General features: G+C 45.1%; 21 protein-coding genes. 9 read left to right on the forward strand and 12 right to left on the reverse strand.

Going from position 1 to position 21,904, the window contains the following annotated elements:
- Window positions 1-50: 50 nt before the first annotated feature.
- The 5 genes from A3762_RS09175 to glnK form a co-directional block, all read right to left on the reverse strand.
- A complete protein-coding gene (locus A3762_RS09175) occupies window positions 51-485 on the reverse strand; it encodes a hypothetical protein (RefSeq protein ID WP_068480646.1) in 435 nt (144 codons plus the stop codon).
- A gap of 897 nt (window positions 486-1,382) precedes the next feature.
- Entirely contained in the window at window positions 1,383-1,592 is a 210-nt protein-coding gene (locus A3762_RS09185; protein WP_068755071.1) for a BrnA antitoxin family protein, read from the reverse strand.
- Between the two features lie 2 nt (window positions 1,593-1,594).
- The gene (locus A3762_RS09190) at window positions 1,595-1,882 is read right to left on the reverse strand and encodes a BrnT family toxin (protein WP_068755073.1); all 288 of its coding nucleotides are present in this window, start codon (window positions 1,880-1,882) and stop codon (window positions 1,595-1,597) included.
- A gap of 458 nt (window positions 1,883-2,340) precedes the next feature.
- Entirely contained in the window at window positions 2,341-3,618 is a 1,278-nt protein-coding gene (locus A3762_RS09195) for an ammonium transporter (protein ID WP_068755075.1), read from the reverse strand.
- A 41-nt stretch (window positions 3,619-3,659) separates the two neighbouring features.
- Entirely contained in the window at window positions 3,660-3,998 is a 339-nt protein-coding gene (glnK, locus tag A3762_RS09200; RefSeq protein ID WP_068474092.1) for a P-II family nitrogen regulator, read from the reverse strand.
- A 301-nt stretch (window positions 3,999-4,299) separates the two neighbouring features.
- Between glnK and A3762_RS09205 the strand changes: the two genes are divergently transcribed.
- The 6 genes from A3762_RS09205 (at window position 4,300) to A3762_RS09230 (ending at window position 11,523) form a co-directional block, all read left to right on the forward strand.
- Entirely contained in the window at window positions 4,300-4,551 is a 252-nt protein-coding gene (locus A3762_RS09205) for an accessory factor UbiK family protein (protein WP_068473212.1), read from the forward strand.
- An 84-nt stretch (window positions 4,552-4,635) separates the two neighbouring features.
- Complete coding sequence (locus tag A3762_RS09210; RefSeq protein ID WP_068474095.1) at window positions 4,636-6,150, forward strand: YifB family Mg chelatase-like AAA ATPase; 1,515 nt, start codon at window positions 4,636-4,638, stop codon at window positions 6,148-6,150.
- A 311-nt stretch (window positions 6,151-6,461) separates the two neighbouring features.
- A complete protein-coding gene (gene trmB / locus A3762_RS09215; protein ID WP_231878778.1) occupies window positions 6,462-7,154 on the forward strand; it encodes a tRNA (guanosine(46)-N7)-methyltransferase TrmB in 693 nt (230 codons plus the stop codon).
- An 11-nt stretch (window positions 7,155-7,165) separates the two neighbouring features.
- Window positions 7,166-8,842, forward strand: a complete 1,677-nt coding sequence (locus A3762_RS09220) for a lysophospholipid acyltransferase family protein (RefSeq protein ID WP_068755077.1) — start codon at window positions 7,166-7,168, stop codon at window positions 8,840-8,842.
- Window positions 8,835-9,644 (forward strand): tRNA cyclic N6-threonylcarbamoyladenosine(37) synthase TcdA, encoded by an 810-nt coding sequence (gene tcdA, locus A3762_RS09225; protein WP_068474099.1) that lies wholly within the window; start codon window positions 8,835-8,837, stop codon window positions 9,642-9,644. Before A3762_RS09220 ends, tcdA begins: the two co-directional genes overlap by 8 nt.
- A gap of 70 nt (window positions 9,645-9,714) precedes the next feature.
- Entirely contained in the window at window positions 9,715-11,523 is a 1,809-nt protein-coding gene (locus A3762_RS09230; RefSeq protein ID WP_068755079.1) for a sodium:proton antiporter, read from the forward strand.
- 26 nt (window positions 11,524-11,549) lie between these two features.
- On the opposite strand, the gene A3762_RS09235 is transcribed toward A3762_RS09230, so the two are convergent.
- The 3 genes from A3762_RS09235 to glp are packed head-to-tail and all read right to left on the reverse strand — an operon-like array spanning window position 11,550 to window position 13,484.
- Window positions 11,550-11,999, reverse strand: coding sequence for a molybdenum cofactor biosynthesis protein MoaE (locus A3762_RS09235; protein WP_068755080.1), 450 nt, complete (start codon window positions 11,997-11,999; stop codon window positions 11,550-11,552).
- A 4-nt stretch (window positions 12,000-12,003) separates the two neighbouring features.
- Window positions 12,004-12,249 (reverse strand): molybdopterin converting factor subunit 1, encoded by a 246-nt coding sequence (gene moaD / locus A3762_RS09240; protein ID WP_068473184.1) that lies wholly within the window; start codon window positions 12,247-12,249, stop codon window positions 12,004-12,006.
- On the reverse strand, window positions 12,249-13,484 hold the full coding sequence (gene glp / locus A3762_RS09245; protein WP_068755082.1) for a gephyrin-like molybdotransferase Glp: 1,236 nt from the start codon (window positions 13,482-13,484) through the stop codon (window positions 12,249-12,251). The genes moaD and glp overlap by 1 nt, the downstream gene beginning before the upstream one ends.
- 238 nt (window positions 13,485-13,722) lie before the next feature.
- On the opposite strand from glp, the gene rho reads away from it, so the two are divergent.
- The 3 genes from rho to A3762_RS09260 all read left to right on the forward strand — a co-directional run bounded on the left by rho (window position 13,723) and on the right by A3762_RS09260 (window position 17,560).
- Window positions 13,723-14,985: a transcription termination factor Rho gene (gene rho / locus A3762_RS09250; protein WP_068474170.1), complete on the forward strand. Its 1,263-nt coding sequence runs from the start codon at window positions 13,723-13,725 to the stop codon at window positions 14,983-14,985.
- 67 nt (window positions 14,986-15,052) lie between these two features.
- Window positions 15,053-16,534, forward strand: a complete 1,482-nt coding sequence (gene ubiD / locus A3762_RS09255; protein ID WP_068755084.1) for a 4-hydroxy-3-polyprenylbenzoate decarboxylase — start codon at window positions 15,053-15,055, stop codon at window positions 16,532-16,534.
- A 12-nt stretch (window positions 16,535-16,546) separates the two neighbouring features.
- On the forward strand, window positions 16,547-17,560 hold the full coding sequence (locus A3762_RS09260) for a 2Fe-2S iron-sulfur cluster-binding protein (RefSeq protein WP_082869035.1): 1,014 nt from the start codon (window positions 16,547-16,549) through the stop codon (window positions 17,558-17,560).
- A 48-nt stretch (window positions 17,561-17,608) separates the two neighbouring features.
- On the opposite strand, the gene A3762_RS09265 is transcribed toward A3762_RS09260, so the two are convergent.
- The 4 genes from A3762_RS09265 to hemC all read right to left on the reverse strand — a co-directional run bounded on the left by A3762_RS09265 (window position 17,609) and on the right by hemC (window position 21,865).
- Window positions 17,609-18,844 (reverse strand): heme biosynthesis HemY N-terminal domain-containing protein, encoded by a 1,236-nt coding sequence (locus A3762_RS09265; RefSeq protein ID WP_068755086.1) that lies wholly within the window; start codon window positions 18,842-18,844, stop codon window positions 17,609-17,611.
- Complete coding sequence (locus tag A3762_RS09270; RefSeq protein ID WP_068755088.1) at window positions 18,841-20,043, reverse strand: uroporphyrinogen-III C-methyltransferase; 1,203 nt, start codon at window positions 20,041-20,043, stop codon at window positions 18,841-18,843. The genes A3762_RS09265 and A3762_RS09270 overlap by 4 nt, the downstream gene beginning before the upstream one ends.
- Window positions 20,044-20,154: 111 nt before the next feature.
- On the reverse strand, window positions 20,155-20,910 hold the full coding sequence (locus tag A3762_RS09275) for a uroporphyrinogen-III synthase (protein ID WP_068755090.1): 756 nt from the start codon (window positions 20,908-20,910) through the stop codon (window positions 20,155-20,157).
- Between the two features lie 10 nt (window positions 20,911-20,920).
- A complete protein-coding gene (gene hemC / locus A3762_RS09280; protein WP_068755092.1) occupies window positions 20,921-21,865 on the reverse strand; it encodes a hydroxymethylbilane synthase in 945 nt (314 codons plus the stop codon).
- Window positions 21,866-21,904: the final 39 nt, after the last annotated feature.

A 21,904-nucleotide genomic window follows, 5' to 3' on the forward strand; every position in this document is an offset into this window, starting at 1 on the left:
GGCGCAGCTGGAAATAACGTATGACCGCAGGAAACGACGTAAATAAAAGTTCAAACATCGCGCACCTTGTCAGCACCTTTAACCATATCAACTTCGTTACACTCATGTTGTCCAGTATGACCTTGCTCCATCCCGGAGTGTGGGGCTGGTAGTCTATCTGACGATGATTTATGTAGGTGGAAACGTGACCAGTCCGCCATCAATGCTATAAGAATTGCACTGAGAGGGAGGAAAGCATGAAAGTGATCAACGGGAAATATCTCATATACTAAAGCGATAGCGAGTAAGGTAGGAATAGTTCGAGCTAGCGGTGTATTTGATGACTTTCGTTCCGCCCAGCGGTCAAATGCCGCGTAAAGATAGACAACACCATACAAACCTACCAAAAGCAGAATGATAACGATCACTGCCAGATAGTCCGTATGCCCGGGATCAATAAACCAATGAGGCTGCGCATGCCCGACCCCCTCTTTTTCTGAAATCAATCATCTCTCCTTAGGAAAATATAGTCATTTATGATTCTGTGTTTTTTCTTGATGCTCGCTCTTTAACTATGGTTGAGCCCTGTTGCGAAACGCGATTTAATGTTACGTCAGAAACGCACTATATTGCTACCGATCCTCAGCAAGACACTTGTTCATATAATTTAATGGCATGTTATCGTGAGTCACGCTTCGAACTGGACCTACACGGGGTATAGAAACTGTATCAAGTTTTTTGCGAAATTTTCACGTTTCTTCTCGCGTTTGCAAACTAGAGCCTAGCTGTTTCTCGTTATTAACCGAATGTTATGAAAGACCAGTAGCGCAATCGTTGCTTTATTAAAGTTACTTAGAATAGTTTTATTTATTGAAAGCTGAGGGCATGCTCATTGGAACTAATATTTAGTTACTGGATATTTTAAAAGTCTCTTTTGAGCAAGGACTATCCAAAACTTATTATCAGTTCAGGAGTATAACTTATTCGTTGCAACGAAGGTGTTGTCAGACTAGCAATTAGTGCTTTGCATTTGAATAAGAATTTAAATGTCATTTAGCAGAGCGATTAATAATGTCTTCTTTCATCTTTAATTGAACAAAGGAAACTACAAGTGCGAAAGGGCCGCTAAGTTCGGGCCATAGACGTCGTACACTCCTTATCTGAACTTTTACTTCTGGCCATGAGGAAATCAAAACAAAGCCTACAATTTCATCGGCTTTGTTGTATCTTCGTACTAAACCCAAGTTATGATAGCTCAGAACCCAAGGTCTCCTTTCTTCTTGAAGTAGGCATCGAGAATGGTTCAGTGCCAAGATCTGCAATTGTCTATTTGCGAATGGAAAACCAATGTCCGCTTTTCATTCCTTGTGTGCATCATAACTGAACACAATTGGCTTTAGCCTTTAGTGCCATTCTAAACTAAGTTCTTTGTGTGTTGCTGCGCAGTCTTTGAGATAGAGATTAATTAAGTTTTGATAGGGTATGCCATTGGACGCCGATAACGACTTAAAGTACTCAATAACGTCCTCATCAAGACGAATGGTGATTTGCTTTTTAAGTTTTTTCGCGTAAGGGTTTGGTACTGAATCTGAAAAATCGTAGTTGTCACGCATAACTAAAAGCCCTCATATTGCTTACTTTCACGCTTGTCAGCTTTCCGAGCTGAAATAATACGAATGGTATCTTCAGAGTCTCGATAGCAATGACAAACGACTAGTGTTTTTAAATATGAGCTTTGTCCCAAAAGGATAAAACGCTCTTCACCTTCTGAGCTATCTGGATCGGGAATCAGCCGCGCCGCATTGTCGTAAAAGACAGACTTGGCTTCTTCGAAGCTAACTCCGTGCTTCTTAATATTTGATGCGGCTTTATTTGCATCCCATTCAAATTTGTACTTGCTCATAATTACATTGTAGTTATGTTATGGCTTGAATGCAATTTTCAGTACTGGCTTGCGTTGTGTATAAAGTGTTCTAACGAGGCATATATTTCTACGACCGTTGATAATTCCATATAAAATCGAAAAATACCTACCCTTACTCAGTACATTGTCAGCTTTGTTAGCAGAGCGAGCATTAAAATAGGTATTGGAGCAAGGTCTTCAACTGTCTATTTCTGTGCATTCACAAACCAGATTCCGGATACCCCAGGGCACCCTCTCTTGCGCATTGCGCAATTCACCTTGTCGCGCTTCGCTGTCCGGAATGACGAACGGGAGGATGGTCGCTTCTATTTATTCCCAAACATAGAATGCTAAACAATAACTTTTTATGCGTAGGGTTAAACAAACAATTCGATAGACAACAAAAAAGGGCGCTCAATGAGCGCCCTTCTTCTTAGATCTTACTAAGGACTAGTTGATTAGTCTTTAGTGAACTCTGGGTATGCTTCCATACCACATTCTGAAAGATCCACACCTTCGTACTCTTCTTCTTCAGAAACTCGTAGACCGATAACCGCTTTGATTACGCCCCAAGCGATCAAGCTTGTTACGAATACCCATGCGAAGATTGTTACCGCACCTACTAGCTGACCCATGAACGTAGCGTCTGCGTCTGAAAGTAGTACCGCGAAGATACCCCAAAGACCAACAACACCGTGTACAGAGATCGCGCCGACTGGATCGTCAAGCTTAAGCTTATCAAGAGTAACGATTGAGAATACGACGATCACACCACCGATTGCACCGATTACAGTAGCAAGTAGTGGAGATGGATCTGCAGGCTCAGCAGTGATAGCAACAAGACCAGCTAGTGCGCCGTTCAATGCCATTGTAAGGTCTGCTTTACCGAACAAGATGCGTGCAACGATAAGAGCAGCAATCAAACCACCCGCTGCAGCAGCGTTTGTGTTCAAGAATACGCTAGCAACTTCGTTTGCTACAGCGATACCGCCAAGCTTCAAAGTAGAACCACCGTTGAAACCGAACCAGCCCATCCAAAGGATGAAAGTACCAAGAGTCGCTAGTGGAAGGTTAGCGCCTGGGATAGCGTTAACTTCACCGTTAGGACCGTACTTACCTTTACGAGCACCAAGAAGGATAACACCAGCAAGTGCAGCTGCTGCACCAGCCATGTGAACGATACCAGAACCTGCGTAGTCGCTGTAGCTAAGCTCATACAAGCCGAATACTGCGTCGCCGTTCCAAGTCCAAGCACCTTCCATTGGATAGATGAAACCAGTCATGATTACCGCAAAAACTAGGAAAGCCCAAAGCTTCATACGCTCTGCAACCGCACCAGATACGATAGACATTGCAGTTGCAACGAATACTACCTGGAAGAAGAAGTCAGACGCGCCTGAGTACTCACCCATGTCGCCGAAACCAGCTTCAGTTGCAGAAGCAAGTACGCCAGCGATTGCAGCTTCGTCCATAGAAGCAACGCTGTCAGTAGCACTTAAGAAGTAGCCGCCGCCGTACATGATTTCGTAACCGCATACTAAGTACATAGTACAAGCGATCGCGAACAACGCGACGTTTTTAGTCAAAATTTCAGTCGTGTTCTTAGCGCGAACAAGACCTGCTTCAAGCATGGCGAAACCTGCCGCCATCCACATTACTAATGCGCCGCACACCAAGAAATAAAAGGTGTCCATCGCATATTGAAGTTCAAATATGTTATTGGATAACTGTTCCATGATAGCCCTCCGTACCTAGGCTCTTATGATTTATAAAATGGTTATACAGCGTCAGTGCCGGTTTCGCCGGTACGGATACGAATCGCTTGCTCAAGAGCAGAAACGAAGATCTTACCGTCACCGATTTTTCCTGTGTTTGCAGCTTTAGAGATTGCTTCGATTACTTGATCAAGTAAATCAGAGCCAATAGCTACTTCGATTTTTACTTTTGGAAGGAAGTCCACAACGTATTCCGCACCGCGGTATAGTTCTGTGTGACCTTTCTGACGACCGAAGCCTTTTACTTCAGTTACCGTAATACCTTGCACGCCAATTTCAGATAATGCTTCTCGCACATCGTCCAGCTTGAAAGGCTTGATAATGGCAGTTACGAGTTTCATATATGTCTCCTTATTATGCCGCCTATTTCATTATTATTTCTGTCTCGACTGGGCAGCGAGTCTTCTGCTGCATCGTAGTGAACTGATAAAGCAGTCTGTGTGCCAATGATTAAAAGTTCATAATAATCAGTCGCTTATGAATATTTTTTGATGTTTTGTTTTTGAAAAGTGCGCTTAAGAAGGGCGAGTATGTGTGCTACGCACTGTTTTGGTGCTTTATTTTGGTGCGTATTCTTCAACTGTGATTCGATGGAGGGCAATGGTAGACTTGGCGCCAGTTTTAGACAGTTGGTAAGAGACTATGTTGAACCCTCAGCAATTATTCGGAGTGATTCAAGATCAGGTTAATCAAGTTTTTCCTGAATTTGGTAAAGCTGCACAGGACGAGATTTCAAACAATCTGAAGATTGTTATTTCTAGTGTTATCAATAAGTTGGATCTAGTATCTCGTGAAGAGTTCGATGCACAACAAGCAGTGCTAGAGCGCACGAGAGAAATGCTTGAACAGTTAGAAAAGTCTGTACAGGACTTACAAAGTAAAATCGACGAGTAACACTCGTTTGGTCAAAAAGCTTTGCTAAGGATGGCAAAGTAAAACTTGCACCATGGTTGTGCAATATTTGAGCAAGGATGCGTAATGAGTTTGTCTATTGTGAAAACGCGGGCATTGTTCGGCGTTGAATCCCCTTCCGTGCGTGTTGAAACGCATCTATCCAATGGTCTGCCTTCATTTACCGTTGTTGGTTTACCCGAGGCGGCCGTAAAAGAAAGCCGTGAACGTGTGCGCTGCGCACTTATAAATAGTGGTTTTGAGTTCCCGATGCGCCGCGTGACCGTTAATTTAGCGCCTGCAGACATACCGAAAGAGGGCGGCCGTTTCGATTTAGCTATTGCTGTTGGGATCTTGGCGGCAAGTGGGCAATTGAATGGAGTTGATATTAGCGCTTGCGAGTTTATTGCCGAGTTAGCATTAACTGGAGAGTGCAGTCCCGTCACGGGTGTCTTACCTTCTTTGATTGAAAGCCTCGAGTCTAGCCACCGTGTGTTTGTTGCAAAGGATGATCTCCGTTATGCTCACTTATTAGGTGCAAAATCGATCTATGGCATAGAAGACCTTCGGCAGTTGGTGGAATATCTTCGCGATCCTGAGCGTGCAACGACATGCCGATATACTGCAGAAACTTCTGATCAAGACCTAGATGCTCAAATAGATGATCTGTCGGATGTTCTTGGTCAGTATTCTGCGCGTAAAGCGCTAGAGATAGCTGCAGCGGGAGGGCATAACTTATTGTTATTTGGTCCGCCAGGAACAGGCAAAAGTATGCTTGCTTCGCGTATCAGCGGCATATTGCCTCAACTTAATATCAAACAAGCACGCGACGTAGCCGCTTTATATAGCTTAACCAATACTCCGAGAGATGAGGGGGATTGGTTTACACCACCATTTCGTTCACCTCATCATTCGTGTTCGGCGGTTTCTCTTGTAGGAGGTGGCGCTAAACCTAAACCCGGCGAAGTGTCTTTAGCGCATCAGGGTGTTTTATTTTTGGATGAGCTGCCAGAGTTCTCGAGGCATAGTCTTGAGATGCTACGAGAGCCTTTAGAGTCGAATGCGATTTCGATCGCGCGCGCACAGCATCAAATTACCTTACCTGCGAATTTTCAATTTATTGCTGCCATGAATCCATGCCCGTGTGGCTATTTAGGGCATCCAACGATTGCTTGTACTGATACGCCGCAACAAATCGAACAGTATCGCCGAAAATTATCGGGCCCTTTATTAGATCGAATTGATATGTATGTTGAGGTGCCTTTTCAGTCGGCACGGGTTTCTCTTGGCGCTAAGGAAAAAGCTGAATCGAGTGCACAGGTGCGAGCACGTGTTGAGCAGGCACGTGAGATACAAATGCGCCGCCAAGGATGTTTGAATAGCGAGTTACATGGTGAAGACTTATCGCGAATATGTGCGTTAAGTGAAGTCCAACAAGATTGGTTAATCGTAACGATTGATAAATTGGCTTTATCGAACAGAGCCGCGCATAGAATGATGCGTCTCGCGAGAACCTTGGCGGATTGTTCTGGGCAGGCGGTGATTAGTCAGGGGCATTTGTCTCAAGCCTTGCGGTTCAGATCTGTGCTATCCAAGGTTTGATACTTTTTAAAAGGCAAAAAAGAGGAGTCACATTGTGACTCCTTAATAGGGGTTTCTTCAAGGAAGACAGAACCACGATCGCTTCTTCGTGAATCTGTGCTGCTAAGTATACGATCAATTTTTAACCTATCCGTGCAAAACATCACCAAATATGTAACAGATCGTTAAATCGTTATGGCCTTGTGTTCTCGATCACGCTTTAAATGTGCACGAAGTGGGTCTTTCATAAGAATCCCTGACTAACTTGCTAAGAAATCACGCTAAATCTAAAATCCTCCCCCGTGTAATAGATTCAAAATTAAGGACTTTCAGTGACAGATCAAGACAACCCAATGCAGCGAGTTATACGCAGTTTCGTAGTGCGAAGCGGGAGAATGACCGCTGGGCAGACCCGAGGGTGGGATTCATATTGGGAAGCCTTTGGCCTCGATCCTGAACAAGAACTAAATTTCGAAGAGATATTTGGCAATACAAACCCGGTTGTGTTCGAGATTGGTTTCGGTATGGGCAGTTCATTATTTGAAATGGCGAAAGCTGACCCAAATACGAATTTCGTCGGCGTTGAAGTCCATCGACCCGGAGTTGGTGCCTTACTCGCTCAGGCGGGAGACGAAGGGCTCACAAACTTACGTCTGTTGTGTTGCGATGCGGTTGAGTTGCTTAAGAACAAAGTGCCTAACAACAGCTTGGCGCGTTTACAGTTATATTTCCCAGACCCTTGGCATAAAAAACGTCACCACAAACGTCGTATTGTTCAGCCAGAATTTGCTGCTTTGGTTGCCACTAAGCTTTCCGAGGGTGGAGTGTTTCATATGGCAACAGACTGGGAGCCTTATGCAGAACATATGGCTGAGGTTATGGATGCAGCACCTGATTACAGTAATTGTGCAGAGACCGGCTCGTATTCTTCCAAGCCTGACTACCGACCTACTACTAAGTTTGAAAAACGTGGAGAGCGTTTAGGGCACGGTGTGTGGGATTTGCTTTACCGTAAATCTGTTTAGAGATTTGTTTGATGCTGAAACTGCCATTCATTGCGCGGCAAGCAGGAAGTCGTGAAATAGTCCCGCCGCAAACGTCTGCGGGTTCATTTCATACCTCGGTTTCCGAGCTCGTGAAGCAAGCGGGAGTCGGTCTTGAATATGATCCGGCAAGCCTTGATCGTATCCCACAACTTGGTCGTTTAATCATCCTAGCAAATGATCCTTTACCGGGCGTTTCGAGCTTAGCGTTATTGCACCTAGTCTCGCAGGTAAGATCAGATGTTGCCTGTATTGCAGAGACAGGCAATCGATGGCTGACGGACTTGCCTGATGGCACACAATTAAATGCAGCCCAACAGTCGTCAGAACAAACAAAGCACAAGGCATTAGAGCATCTTGCAAATGAGGGTGTGCTCATTATTCAGCCTGTTCATTTGGGACGTTCCGAAGGTGTTCCTAAAATCACGCAAGAGCGCTGGCCGACAGACTTTCTTGCCATTGCAGAGCATTCACAAAGCCCCTTATTGCATATTCATGTCTCGAGTTCCGAGCAGCCTTATTTACAACAAGCACGTCTTTTTTATCGTGGGCATGGCCTTGTTCAAGATTTCGCTCAAACACTCGCGAAGAAGTTTCTACCGAACGTTTACGACCAACGTTTGCTTGTTGGCGAGATAATCGATTCCACGGATTACAAAGATCTACCCCTGCAAGATAAGTACAAAGCGAAGCTATTACGAAAACAGTTATATCGTGCGGTTAAAGGGAAGAGTTCTTATTTCAAGACCTTGCCAGCGATTGCACCGGCCGAGCCAAGGTCCTCGTTATTGGACGAGCTTCAGCACGCTAGTTTGCTTGGTAAAACAAAAGACGGAAAGTTGATTTACTTGTGTTCAGTAAATGAGGGCTCTTCTTTATTGAAAGAGATCGGTCGGCTACGAGAACAGGCCTTTCGTTTAGTCGGAGAGGGCAGTGGCAAAGCCTGCGATGTTGATGCCTTTGATCTTTACTATCAGCATATTGTTCTATGGGACGAGTCGGACCAAGAAGTCGTTGGTGCATATCGTTTACGGTCAACGCATGATATTGCGATTGATCAGTTATATACATCGACACTAATGCATTATTTGCCTAATGCTGAGCCAACCTTGGCACGCGGTGTCGAACTGGGCAGAAGCTTTGTTCAACCAAAGTATTGGGGCTCTCGCAGTCTTGATTACTTGTGGACGGGGATCGCCGCGTATATTCGACAAAACTCTCAAGTTCGCTACTTGCTCGGTGCAGTGAGTATTTCAAATGCCTTTAGCCAAAAAGGTAAGGACCTCTTGCTTGGTTATTACGGTAAGTACTATTTTTCACATACACCGATTATCGAATGTAAACGACCTTACATGATGGGCTATCAAGCCAGGGCCCACAATCAGCACCTGTTCGATGGTTTAGATGCAAGAGATGCCTTTGTTGTGTTGCGTGAGCAGCTGGGTTTGATTGGTCACTCTGTTCCTACGCTTTACAAGCAATACTCTGAGTTATGTGATGACGGTGGAACCCGATTCCACGGCTTTAATATCGACCCTGATTTTCAAGACTGTATTGATGGTTTGGTGGTAGTGGATTTGAGTAAATTGAAACCGCTTAAGCGCAAGCGTTATGAGTTAGTTGATCACGACTTTTTAGCGTTTGAATTAGAGGGTGCAGTCGATGTCTGATCAAGAGTCTGTGAACCTAAAGTCAATTACAGAAGACTACGCCTTTCGTTTTGGAGGGATTGCCCGACTCTATGGCATGAACGCCTTGCAGGTGTTTTTAAATAGCCATATAGCTGTAGTGGGTATTGGTGGTGTTGGGTCATGGGTAGCTGAAGCGTTAGCGCGTTCAGGTATTGGTGAGATCACTTTGATTGATTTGGATGACGTTTGTGTTTCCAATATCAATCGACAAGTCCATGCCTTGCAGAATACGGTTGGCCATATGAAGACCGAGGTAATGGCTGAGCGTCTTAAAGAGATCAACCCTGATATTCAAGTCCATGTGAAGCACACATTTCTAACGCCTAAAAATGTCGGTGACTTACTCACTACAGAATTTAGTTATGTATTTGACGCCACGGACAGCGTGAAGGCAAAAACTTCTATTGTTGTGCATTGCCGTCGAAACAAAATTCCATTGATGGTTTGCGGCGGCGCTGGCGGACAATTGGACCCGACACAAATCCAGATTGAAGATTTGGCACGCACCACGCAAGACCCATTGTTGGCGAAGATTCGAAACAACTTGCGTCGCTTACATAACTATTCCCGCAATCCAAAACGTAAGTTTGGCGTTGAGTGTGTCTACTCAACCGAACAATTAAAGTATGCCCAACTCGATGGCAGTGTATGCGCTTCGAAACCTGATGGAGCCGGACCTGTTAAGTTGGATTGCGCTTCAGGCTTTGGTGCAGTCACATCCGTCACATCTGTGTTCGCAATGGTGGGCGTATCGAGAATCCTTGCTAAACTGGCTAGATAAGTTTTATTTTAGCCAGTTTGCCTGCGTTGAGCGGGCCATGGAGATGTGTTGATCCCCAAGGAAAGCCTCGATGCTTGAACACAGCGTTATTACTCTCGCTTCAATCGGCGTCGTTTCATTAATTTGTCAGTGGGTCGCATGGCGTTTACGCCAACCGGCTATTTTGTTCTTGCTTGTTGCGGGAATCATCCTTGGCCCGTGGCTGGGATGGTTGAACCCAGATGGCCTTCTCGGAGACATGTTGTTTCCGATTATCTCTCTTGCTGTAGCGGTTATCTTATTTGAGGGAAGTTTAACCCTTAAGTTTTCTGAGCTCGGTGGCCACGGCAAAATGGTACGTAACCTACTAGCCTCAGGCACCGTTGTTACTTGTTTTATTGCAACCTTTGCCGCGTATCTAGCGCTCGATATCCCTTTATCTCTCGCAATGTTGTTTGGTTCGATTGTCGTAGTCAGCGGACCCACGGTGATCATGCCCTTACTTCGCTCTGTCAGACCCTCCGGACGAATTACTAATATCTTAAAATGGGAAGGCATAGTCATTGACCCAATAGGAGCTTTACTCGCCGTATTGGTATTCGAATTTATTATCGCAAGTGGTGATGGCGGCAGTGCGTTTTTACAAACACTCGGCACATTCGGAGCCACATTAGTTTTAGGCCTAACCTTAGGCGGCGCTTCTGGGTATATATTGGGCGAAGCCTTGCGCAGTCATTGGCTGCCGCAGTTTTTATTAAATACGGGCACGCTGACGTTTATGCTCGGCGTATACGCGCTCTCTAATTTTTTGGTACATGAGTCGGGTTTGCTTACGGTGACCGTCATGGGAATTTGGTTAGCCAACATGAGAGGCGTGCCGATCGATGAGATTTTAGAATTTAAAGAATCTCTTTCTGTATTGCTGATCTCTGCATTGTTCATTTTACTTGCCGCCAGAATGGAATTAGTCGCTCTGTATGACTTAGGCATTGCGGCAGTATGGATTATGCTCGCACTCATATTTTTGGCTCGCCCGATTTCCGTGTTTGTCGCAGCGATTGGCACTGACTTAAGTCGGCAAGAAAAATTTTTCTTATCTTGGATTGCGCCACGGGGTATCGTCGCGGCTGCGGTATCTTCGTTATTTGCGTTTAAGTTAGAAGAGCAGGGAATGGTTGAGGCTGGAGTGCTGGTGCCTTTAGTGTTTCTTGTGATTGTAGTGACTGTGGCTTTGCAGAGTGTGACCGCACGACCATTAGCGAAAGCCTTAGGCGTGCAAGAAGCGGATGATCATGGCTTTTTATTCTTGGGGGCAAATCCACTCGCTCGTGATATTGCCAAAGCATTCTCAGAGCGTGGTGTGAAAGTTATTGTATCTGATACCAGCTGGGAAAATGTTCGTGCCGCTAGAATGGCAAGTTTACCGGTGTACTACGGGAATGCCGCGTCAGAACATGCTGAGAATAATCTTGATTTGACCGGAATAGGGCAATTCTTAGCGATTTCACCTTACAAACAACTGAACGCTCATGTGGTGTATCACTACCTTGATCACTTTGGTGCAAAGCATGTGTTTGCTTTTAAAGAAGCGGAGCAAGAGCAACGAGCCAGCCATCAAGTATCAGAGACGTTCATGCAAACCAATAGCTTGTTTCAAGATGGCTTGAGTTACGCCAAGTTGGCAAGTCTGTATGCGAAAGGTGCGACAGTGAAACTCACACAACTGAGTGATGAGTTTTCTTTTGAGGATTACAAACGCGAGAATGATTCGAGAGCGACATTGTTATTTGGCATTTCGAGCGATGGCTGCGTTTATCCTATCGGCGGTAAAGAAAGTGTTGAGCCGCAGAGCGGTTGGGCGGTAGTAAGTTTGGTGCAAAAGAAAGAGGACGTGGCGTAAGTTTTTAGGAATCCTAAGCTAAAGGATTAGGATTCCCATTGTTTAGCCTGTTCTAAATCACTGTCTTTTGCTTCAACCCAGACTGTTTTTTCGCCGACTTCTTTTTTCCAGATTGTCGCATCTCGTTTTAAATAATCCATGATCAAACAGCAGGCAGCGAAGGATGCATCGCGATGAGAAGAGCTGACGGCCACAACAACGATTTGATCATCTAGTTTAAGTTCTCCGACACGATGAATAATGCATGTTCCTAGGATAGGCCAACGTCGTTTCGCCTGATCAACGATTTTCGCTAATTGCTTTTCAGTCATGCCTGGATAGTGTTCAAGCACGATGCTTTCTACGCCAGATTGATCTCCAAACTCTCGCACTAAACCTGTAAAAGTACAGATTGCACCAGTTTTTCCTGGATGTTGTTGGCGTAATTGCTGATGAATCTCTGCAATATCAAAATCATTTTCTTGGACTTGGATCATCGAGCTAGCCGCCTGTTACTGGAGGGAAGAAAGCAATGTCATCGTCGTTGCTAATGGGCGCTGAGAAATCGGTGACTTCTTGGTTTACTGCAACGAGTAGCTTTGTAGAGTTTAAGGCAGAAGCCCAAGGTTCACCTCGGTTTGCTAGCTGTTCTTTGAGTTCTTGTACCGTTGATATAGTCGGCTCATTGACTTCAAGTTCGCCACAATTTAACTGTTCTTTTAAGCTCGCGAAAAATAGTACTTTCATTACTGATCCAAGGTAGTTTCAGGAAGTTGAAGAAGATGAGAGAAAGGAATAAACGTCACTAAGTCTCCAGCTTGTGGGCAGGTATTTTCGGGAATAACTGCGAAGCCTTCAGCCCAACATGATGAGCTCATCATGCCAGAACTTTGATTCGGATGCGCGATGATTTGATTGTCCTCGTTCAGGCGCACACGGATAAATTCGCGTCGAATGCTAGCTTTCTTCCAGTTAAAGCCCAGAGGGAACTGGTGAGTGCGTATCTGCGTTACTCTGCAGCCCTGGCGTTTCAATAAAACAGAGCGTGCCAGCATTAAAAATGTCACGAGTACTGCACTCGGGTTTCCCGGTAATCCAAGAATAGGTGTATCGCCAACTTTGCCAAGCATGAATGGTTTGCCCGGTTTAATTGCAATGCGCCAGAAATCTATTTCGCCAAGTTCTTCGATCGCGGCTTTTATATAATCTTCTTCGCCAACAGACGCGCCGCCCGAGCTAATGATAATGTCTGATTCCGCAGCCTTGTTGAGGGCTTCGATCGTCGCGTCTAGCTTGTCGGCGACACATCCGATATTGCGGACTTCAAAGCCAAAGCTACGGATTAATCCTTCCAAAAGGTATTGGTTCGAATTATAGATTTGTCCGGGTTTTAACTCGCTTCCTGGTTGCGCTAGTTCGTCGCCGGTCGATACTACTGCAACGGTTAGAGGGCGATATGTTTTTATCTCCGCGATACCAGAAGAGGCAAGCAAAGAAATATTCTGTGGGCGCAGAACATCGCCTTTGCGGAGCAATGTATCGCCTACTTGAAAGTCTTGCCCCGCTGGACGAAGGTTCTGATTCAAAGATAAATTTGAGCTGGTGCTTAACAGAGTTGTACCGTTAAGTTCGCTTAGTTCGGCACTCTCTTGCATCAGTACGCAATCAGCACCTTCTGGTACAGGAGCTCCAGTAAAAATGCGAGCAGCTTCGCCTTCTTTAAGCTGCCCTGGTGCACTGCCTGCAGGAACACGCATCGTGACAGGGAGGGCTGACTTTTGAATATCGCTAATACGAAACGCGTATCCATCAACAGCACTGTTGTGAAACGGTGGTTGGGAAATGCGCGCTTTTATATCGCTTGCGGATACTCTATTTAGCGCTTGCTCAATGGGCGTAGTTTCTTCTTGCGAGCAGGTTTGAACACGAGAGGATAATTGTTCGATAGCATCTTCAAGAGGGAGTAGTTTGCTGGCACTCATACCGATTTTTTTGGCCTTATAAGTTGGTTTGCTTGCATCAAGTGTATTTTGATCAAAAACTTTAGCTTGTGAAGCGATTTTTTGCGCAATAAAACTAGCTATTGTAAAAGAATTGATCTATCTTAAGTTTGTAGCCGTAACTAGCAAGGCTCAATGACTAATTGCGCTCGCAGCGCGTTTCCCTGAAATTTCCTAAATCCTTCGAAAAACACAACTCTGTGTCCTCAAGACAATTGCTATGAATCTTACCGAACTTAAGAAAAAATCTGTTCCTGAATTATTAGAAATCGCTTCAGAGATGGGGCTAGACAACCTAGCACGCTCTCGTAAGCAAGATGTAATCTTCACAATCCTAAAACGTCACGCGAAAAGCGGTGAAGACATTTTTGGAGATGGTGTACTTGAAATTCTTCAAGATGGCTTCGGCTTCTTGCGTTCTGCTGAGGGTTCATACCTAGCAGGCCCAGACGATATTTATGTTTCGCCGAGTCAAATTCGTCGTTTCAATCTTCGAACGGGTGATACGATTTCTGGAAAGATTCGACCACCAAAGGATGGCGAACGTTATTTTGCTTTATTGAAAGTTAGCCAAATTAACTTCGATAAGCCGGAATCGTCTAAGAACAAAATTTTGTTCGAAAACCTTACACCTTTGTTCCCTAATGATCGTTTGGTGCTAGAAGTTGGTAATGGTTCAACAGAAGACTTATCTGGTCGTATCCTCGATTTAGTAGCACCAGTAGGTAAAGGCCAACGTGGCTTGGTGGTATCACCACCGAAAGCTGGTAAAACCTTGATGATGCAGCAGATTGCCCAATCGGTTACAAAGAACAATCCTGAGTGCCACTTGATGGTTCTTCTGATTGACGAGCGTCCTGAAGAAGTAACAGAAATGCAGCGCTCAGTGCGTGGCGAAGTGGTCGCGAGTACCTTTGATGAGCCGCCAGCACGTCACGTTCAAGTAGCTGAAATGGTAATTGAAAAGGCTAAGCGTCTTGTTGAACACAAACAAGATGTGGTCATTATTCTCGACTCGATTACACGTCTTGCACGTGCTTACAACACGATTATTCCAAGCTCTGGTAAGGTTCTTACCGGTGGTGTTGATGCGCACGCACTAGAGCGTCCAAAGCGTTTCTTTGGTGCAGCACGTAACGTCGAAGAAGGTGGCAGCTTAACCATCATCGCAACAGCACTTGTTGATACTGGTTCGAAGATGGATGAAGTCATCTACGAAGAATTCAAAGGCACAGGTAATATGGAAGTGCATTTAGATCGTCGTATCGCGGAGAAACGTACTTATCCAGCGATCAACATTCGACGTTCTGGTACACGTCGTGAAGAGCAGTTGATGTCGGATGATGAGCTACAACGGGTTTGGATCTTGCGTAAGCTTCTTCACAACATGGAAGATGATGTCGCAGCAACTGAGTTTTTGATCGACAAGTTGAAAGATACTAAGACGAACGACGAGTTCTTCTTAGCAATGAAAAAGCGTTAGTACTTATTAATACTAAAAAAAGCCGGCTAGTTGAGTCGGCTTTTTTATTGTTCTCGTAAAACACCGTATGAAATATAAAGATCTCAGAGATTTTATCTCACAGTTAGAAGAGCAAGGCGAACTTGTACGCGTTAAAAAAGAAGTAGATCCAAATTTGGAGATGACCGAAATTTGTGATCGTACGCTTCGAGCCGGTGGCCCGGCTATTTTATTTGAAAATCCAAAAGGCTCCGATATACCGGTCTTAGGAAATCTTTTTGGTACACCTCGGCGCGTAGCCTTGGGGATGGGGCAAGAGAATGTGACGGCACTTCGAGAAGTCGGAAAGCTTCTCGCATTTTTAAAAGAGCCTGATCCACCAAAAGGTTTAAAAGATGCTTGGCAGAAACTTCCTATCTTCAAGCAAGTTTTGAATATGGGGCCAAAGGTGCTCCGTAACGCACCTTGCCAAGAAGTCGTGATCGAGAAGGATCAAGTCGATCTCAGTAAAATCCCAGTTCAAACCTGTTGGCCGGGGGATGCAGGCCCCTTGATTACATGGCCGCTTGTGGTAACGAAAGGTCCTGATCCTGAGAGAGAACGCCAGAATTTAGGTATCTACCGTCAGCAAGTCATTGGTAAGAATCGCCTGATCATGCGCTGGCTATCGCATCGTGGTGGCGCGCTTGATTTACGTGAGTGGCAAGAGAAATATCCCGATAAACCGTTCCCAGTGGCGGTCGCTTTGGGTGCAGACCCTGCGACGATTTTAGGTGCTGTAACGCCGGTGCCAGACTCGTTGTCTGAATATGCGTTTGCAGGCTTACTGCGTGGCGGTAAAACAGAAACTGTAAAGACAAAGCATTCTGAGCTGACTGTGCCCGCGAGTGCTGAGTTTGTTTTAGAGGGCTTTATTTACCCCAACGACACGGCTCCAGAAGGTCCATTTGGTGACCACACAGGTTATTACAATGAAGTAGATGAGTTCCCAGTATTTACCGTGGAGCGTATTACGCATCGTAAAGATCCGATTTACCACAGTACTTACACGGGACGTCCACCTGATGAACCAGCTGTACTTGGGCTTGCATTGAATGAAGTCTTTATACCGATATTGCAAAAGCAGTTTCCTGAGATCGTTGATTTCTATTTGCCGCCAGAAGGCTGCTCGTATCGATTAGCCGTAGTGACGATGAAGAAACAATATCCCGGGCACGCGAAGCGGGTCATGATGGGAGTTTGGTCTTTCTTGCGTCAATTTATGTATACCAAGTTTGTCATTGTGACTGATGACGATGTAGATGCGCGTAATTGGGAAGATGTTATCTGGGCAATTACGACTAGAATGGATCCAGCACGCGATACTACTTTGGTCGAGAACACGCCAATAGATTACCTCGACTTCGCTTCGCCGATTTCTGGTTTGGGGTCGAAGATGGGTATGGATGCCACCAATAAATGGCCAGGTGAAACTGATCGTGAGTGGGGACGTTCAATTGAAATGGATGCGGATGTAAAAGCGCGTGTGGACTCAATGTGGGATGAACTTGGTGTCTTGCCAAAGACTTAGCGTGTTTGGTAAGTGAGTTACTCCATTACGCTTGAGCCGAACGGTCTGCAATTCGAGTGCTCTGAATCCGAAACGCTCATAGAAGCTGGGCAGCGAGTTGATATTCGTTTTCCAGTCAGCTGTCGAAACGGCGTTTGCCATATTTGCAGAGCTGAGTTAATCCAAGGTCGTATTGAAACGCGCACCGGCGAGCTTGTTTCGCCAAACGATACGAACGAAATTTATGTATGTCATGTTAAGCCTCACACTGATGTGACAATTTATATGGACGGGGTGTTAGGCCCTGGTGAATTACCGATGAATACATTTAGTTGCCAGATTAAACAGGTGTCTGAGATGCAGGCGCATGTTTATAAAGTTGTACTAGAGCAACCAGCCGGAAAGTTGAAAGAATTTTACGCAGGCCAGTATTTAGCCTTGTTGTTGCCTGAGCGTGAAGACGAAACATACTTTTCTATTGCGAGTGCGCCGAATCAACGAGAGATTGAGCTGCATATTCAGGCTGATCCTCATTTGGAAAAAGCGCTTGAAGTAGTTCAATTTTTACAAACGAGTGCTAGCGTGCAAGTGAAGCTGCCGTTTGGAAAGGCTTGCTTAAGTTCGGTACCAAGCGAACCAGTTTTGCTACTTGCTGCGGGCACAGGTTTCGCACAGATGAAGAGTTTAATTGAATACTTGCTTGGCAACGGATTTGATAAAGAGCTCAGTTTGTATTGGACCGCTCGCAAAGAAAGTGATTTGTATGCGCTCGACTATGTTAAAGATCTAGAAGATCGGTACGAGAATGTGCATATTCAAACTATTGTTGCTGATGATGACCAAGAGCAGAGCCAGAGCACTCAGCACCACTCCTTGCTAGCTGATGCAGTGTTAGAAGGGCATGGTGACTTGTCTGGCTTTAAGGTCTTTGTTGCGGGGTCGCCTCGCATGGTTTACTCAGCAATGGATGCTTTAGAGGATGCAGGCCTCGAGCATGAGAATTTCTATTCTGACGTGCTTGAGTACGTGAGTCGTGATCAGATCTAGATCATAAATTCAGCAGGGTTAACGATTTGGCTTAACCTCGTGTATTTACTAACGGGGCTGAGGTAATTCAGGAAGGTGCAATTGCTGCATTAAATGCTCTAGTTGTTTGTCGGTATCCTGTGCTGGCTTGTTCAAGTGGCAAGATAATCGATAGAGCTCGGCGCTCGCTTCTAGTGAAGGTTGCTGAGCTAGGCTCGATGAAAAGTACTCTTGCGCTTTTCCCCAAAGCTCACATCGTAATGATAGTCGCCCAAGCGCTAACAGCAAACGTGGGCTATTAGGTCGCGACTTTAACCATTTTTCAGCATGTAGCAATTGCTTCGTCGCGTCTTTGCCCTTTGCTCGCCCATACGCATCGATCAGATTTTCGCTCCACGATTTTTCTAGGGCTTTTCGAAGTATGACTTCTGATTCAGCACTTAAGCCGACACTCATTAGCTCTCTCACATAGGCGTGAATGACGTGCTCATCAAAGCGATATTTACTTGGTACACGCTGCCATACTTCAGCAAGAGATGACTCCAAACTTTCGACATAAACACCATTTTTTTGCTCGGTTTTAAGGCGTGTAGCATAGGTCGCAAATAATTTTGCCCACGCTTGTCGTTCAAAATCTGCACTTAAGTTTAGCTGTTGAGCAAGATCTCCTTCAAAGCACGCAACAAGGTGCTCCCAATCTTCCAACGCGCGATAAACTTGCACGGTTAGTTTTAAGACATATACGTGCTTAGGGTGCTGTTTTCGTAAACGTGTTAGTACTGCAAGAGCTGCTTCATAGCGTTCGTTTTCAATATGCAAACGGACTTGCGTTAAGCTTGCTGCCAGCTCAGAGCCACCGTCGAGCTCGTGGGCTTGCTTGAGTATTTGCGCAGACTCTTTGTGATTACCTTGTTGGTTTGCCGCGTTGGCTGCAGCCAGTAAATTCACCAGAGGCATGCGTGCATGTTGGGCCGACTGTGTTAATAAGGATTTTGCAGTTTGCCAATCACCCTCTAAGAAGGCGAGAAGCCCTCGCTGTGAGTCGTTATTCGCCTTGCGTTTTGGGCGAATTTTAAACCATCGAATTGATTGATTTGAGCCGCGAATAAGTGCTTTTAGCGTACTGATGACAAACCCAAGTCCGATGAGAGCGATGAGATTCAACGACACCAAGACCCAAAGGTTGCTTTCGATCAGCCAATGCCCATAAGTGATTTTGACGTAGCCGGTATCATACTGAATGCCCAAAGTGAGCAAGGCCGCCGCAACAATCGCTAGAATGATGAAAACAAAGACTCGTCTCATTGTTCATTGCCTTCTGTTTGTACAGGATGAGGCGTATTAAATTTCTCGAGGGAGTGGTTGCGATACTTTTTTTCGACAAGCTGCTGGAGCATGGAAAGAGAACCATCAATGTTTACTTGTGTTTGGCTGAGATCGAATTGATTTATCTCATTGAGCTCGGCCGTGATCGCGTCAACAGATGCATTGTTAGTGGGCATGTATGTCGCCATCCATTCCAAGGTATTTGAAATAGATGCTTTAAACTGATCTTGGCGCTGTCTCATTAATAAAAGCTTGGCCTGTTCAATGCGTAAGGCTAAGTTTTGTTTTAAGTATTCCGCGTAATGAGGGGATGGCGGTGCATCATTCTTTTCTTCAAGTCGTTGGATCGAAACAGCCTTGTTAAATGCGGTTTTGATTTTGCTCCAAAGCATCTCATACCAAGTGAGTTCAAGACTTTGTTCTGCTGGTGTTGATGTTGACGACAAAGCTGATACTTCAATACTTTTTTCGGAGAGTTCAGTTTCTAACGTTAAGGATTCAACCACGTTTGCTAAGCCACTTAAGCGCACAATAAGTTCGTCGTTTGCGCTAATTGCCATGCTTCGCAGTGCTAATAATTCTTCAGCGATTTTAACGCGAATCGGCATTAACGCGGCATCGTCTGCTTCTGATAATACTTGATCAGCTGATCCTAACAGGCTCTCTGCGGTTATCGGATCTTTCTCAATGAGTAAACGCTGATTCGCGATACGCAATAAGTATTCTGCTTCTGCTAAGAGCCAGTCTTGTCGTGAATTACCGGTGATTTCTATAACTTGTTGATGCAAGCTCGAAAGAGATTTTTGATGCTCTGATTCTATTTTTGCTTGTTGTTTTTGTTGCGACTCAAGTGATTGTGCAAAGTTACTTTGATCATTCGAAAGCGCATCTAATGCTTGCTGGTTGTCTTTGACTGCTTTACTGAGCGAACCTAGTTGTTGACTCATTTTTGTTTGAGTGTCGATGATTTGCTTGCCGTAAATGAAGCCAAAATAGCCGCCAGTGCCAAGACAAACAAGCACGACAATGATCAATAACTTACTGAGCAAGCCAGAGGATTTTTTATCAGTACTTTTGGGCTTTGTAGAGGCCGTTGTTTTTTGAGATGGCTGATTGCCAGTTTCTGGAACAGTTTTGCTTGTTTCTACTGGCTCATTAACAGGCTTTTCGTCGCTCACGCTATGCTCTTTCTTTGTTATCGTTAGAGTAAGAGCTTAGCCTTAAAATGCTGCCTTTTCACTTAGCAATTATTCATCTAAGCGCTCAGCTGAGAGTTTAGTGTCGTGTGGTTATTTTAGAGCCTGTATCAGGTTGATGGGTTTCAGTTGCTCACTCACGGCAATCTCTTTAAATCCAAGGCGTTGAGCATGCGATGCGACGCGTTGGCTTGGAACGACCAATTTAGCATTATACGCAGAGTAATTCGTCTGCTGACTATAAGCGTGCAAATTGTCTAAGGTCTCAAGACTCAATGTGATGATGCTATCTGGTACAAAGTCATTTAAAGCGTTTTGTAATTGCTCATCGCTGTATTCTGGCTTTAAGCGCTCATAAAGATCGAGGTGATCAATCTGCGCTCCGCGGGCTCTCAAACCTTGCTCAAGTTTACTGCGCCCGTCTTTGCCTTTTACAACTAAAATACGCTCGCCTTTTACATTTTGAAGATCGGGAATATCTAATAAACCTTCACTGTTGAGGTCTTGTTGAGCGTCATATAACTGAGCTTCGGATTCGGCCAATACGCTTGTTGTTTTGCGCCCAATGCCATACCACGTTTGTTCGGCCGGCATTTGAGGCCATAGTTCGTCAACGAGAGACAGGACACGATGAGCGGCAAACTGGCTGACCACAATGACCTTGCCATATTGATCCAAATTAAAGATGTATTGCTTTGATGTCTGGCTGGGCTCAATGGGAAGTATTTGAATGCAGGGTAGGGCAATACTGCTTGCACCAACAGAGTTTAATACAGTACATAACTCCGTTGCGGAAGGCTCTGGGCGACAGACCAAAATCTTTCGCCCTTTCAATACCTGCTGGATCATCTTGTAGCGCTTAGTCTTGGTATGCTTGATCGAGAAGTGCTTGGGCGCCTTGCGCTAACAAGTCTTCGGCGACTTCTTTACCGAGTGCTTCAGCACTTTCTACATCGGCCTGCGTTGAGCCAGTTGCGCGTAATGTTTCACTGCCATCGATAGCAGACACTAATCCTCTTAAAGAAATAGAGTCATTTTCAAGCTCAGCAAAGGCAGCAATAGGTACTTGGCAACCACCTTCGAGTCGTGAGTTCATGGCTCGTTCAGCACGAACACAAAGATTAGTTTCCTCATCAATCAAAGGCTGTAGTAGGGCTTTAATTGCTTGGTCTGCACTTCGACACTCAATGCCTAGTGCACCTTGGCCAACAGCAGGAAGAGATGTTTCAGCTGGGATTACTTGTTTGATTCGATCATGAAAACCTAAACGTTTCAGCCCCGAGTCTGCGAGAATAATGGCGTCATATTCACCGGCATCTAGTTTCGCGAGACGTGTATTTACATTGCCGCGCAACGATTTAATGGTGAGGTCTGGGCGCAGCGCCGCAAGCTGAGTTTTTCTGCGTAAACTCGATGTGCCAACAACAGCTCCTTGAGGGAGCTCATCAATCGTGTTGTAAGTATTGCTGACAAAAGCATCGAACGGACTTTCGCGTTTACAAATTGCCGCTAGCTCTAATCCTTCAGGAAAATGCATCGGTACATCTTTCATTGAATGAACGGCTATATCCGTTTCGCCCACCAACATAGATTGTTCTAGCTCTTTTACAAATAAACCCTTGCCGCCAATTTTTGCTAGTGGGACATCAAGAATTTGGTCGCCCTTCGTTGTCATGCCAACAATCTCGACTTCAAGGCCAGGGTGGAGAGATTCTAATTGCGCTTTGATGTATTCACTTTGCCAAAGTGCTAGTGCACTTTCTCGTGATGCGATGCGGATTTTGCTAGATGTGGGATTGGACATGTTGCCCCTCATTACTCAAGTTTGGGGCATTATAACGAG

This window comes from Oleiphilus sp. HI0125 (genome assembly GCF_001635355.1).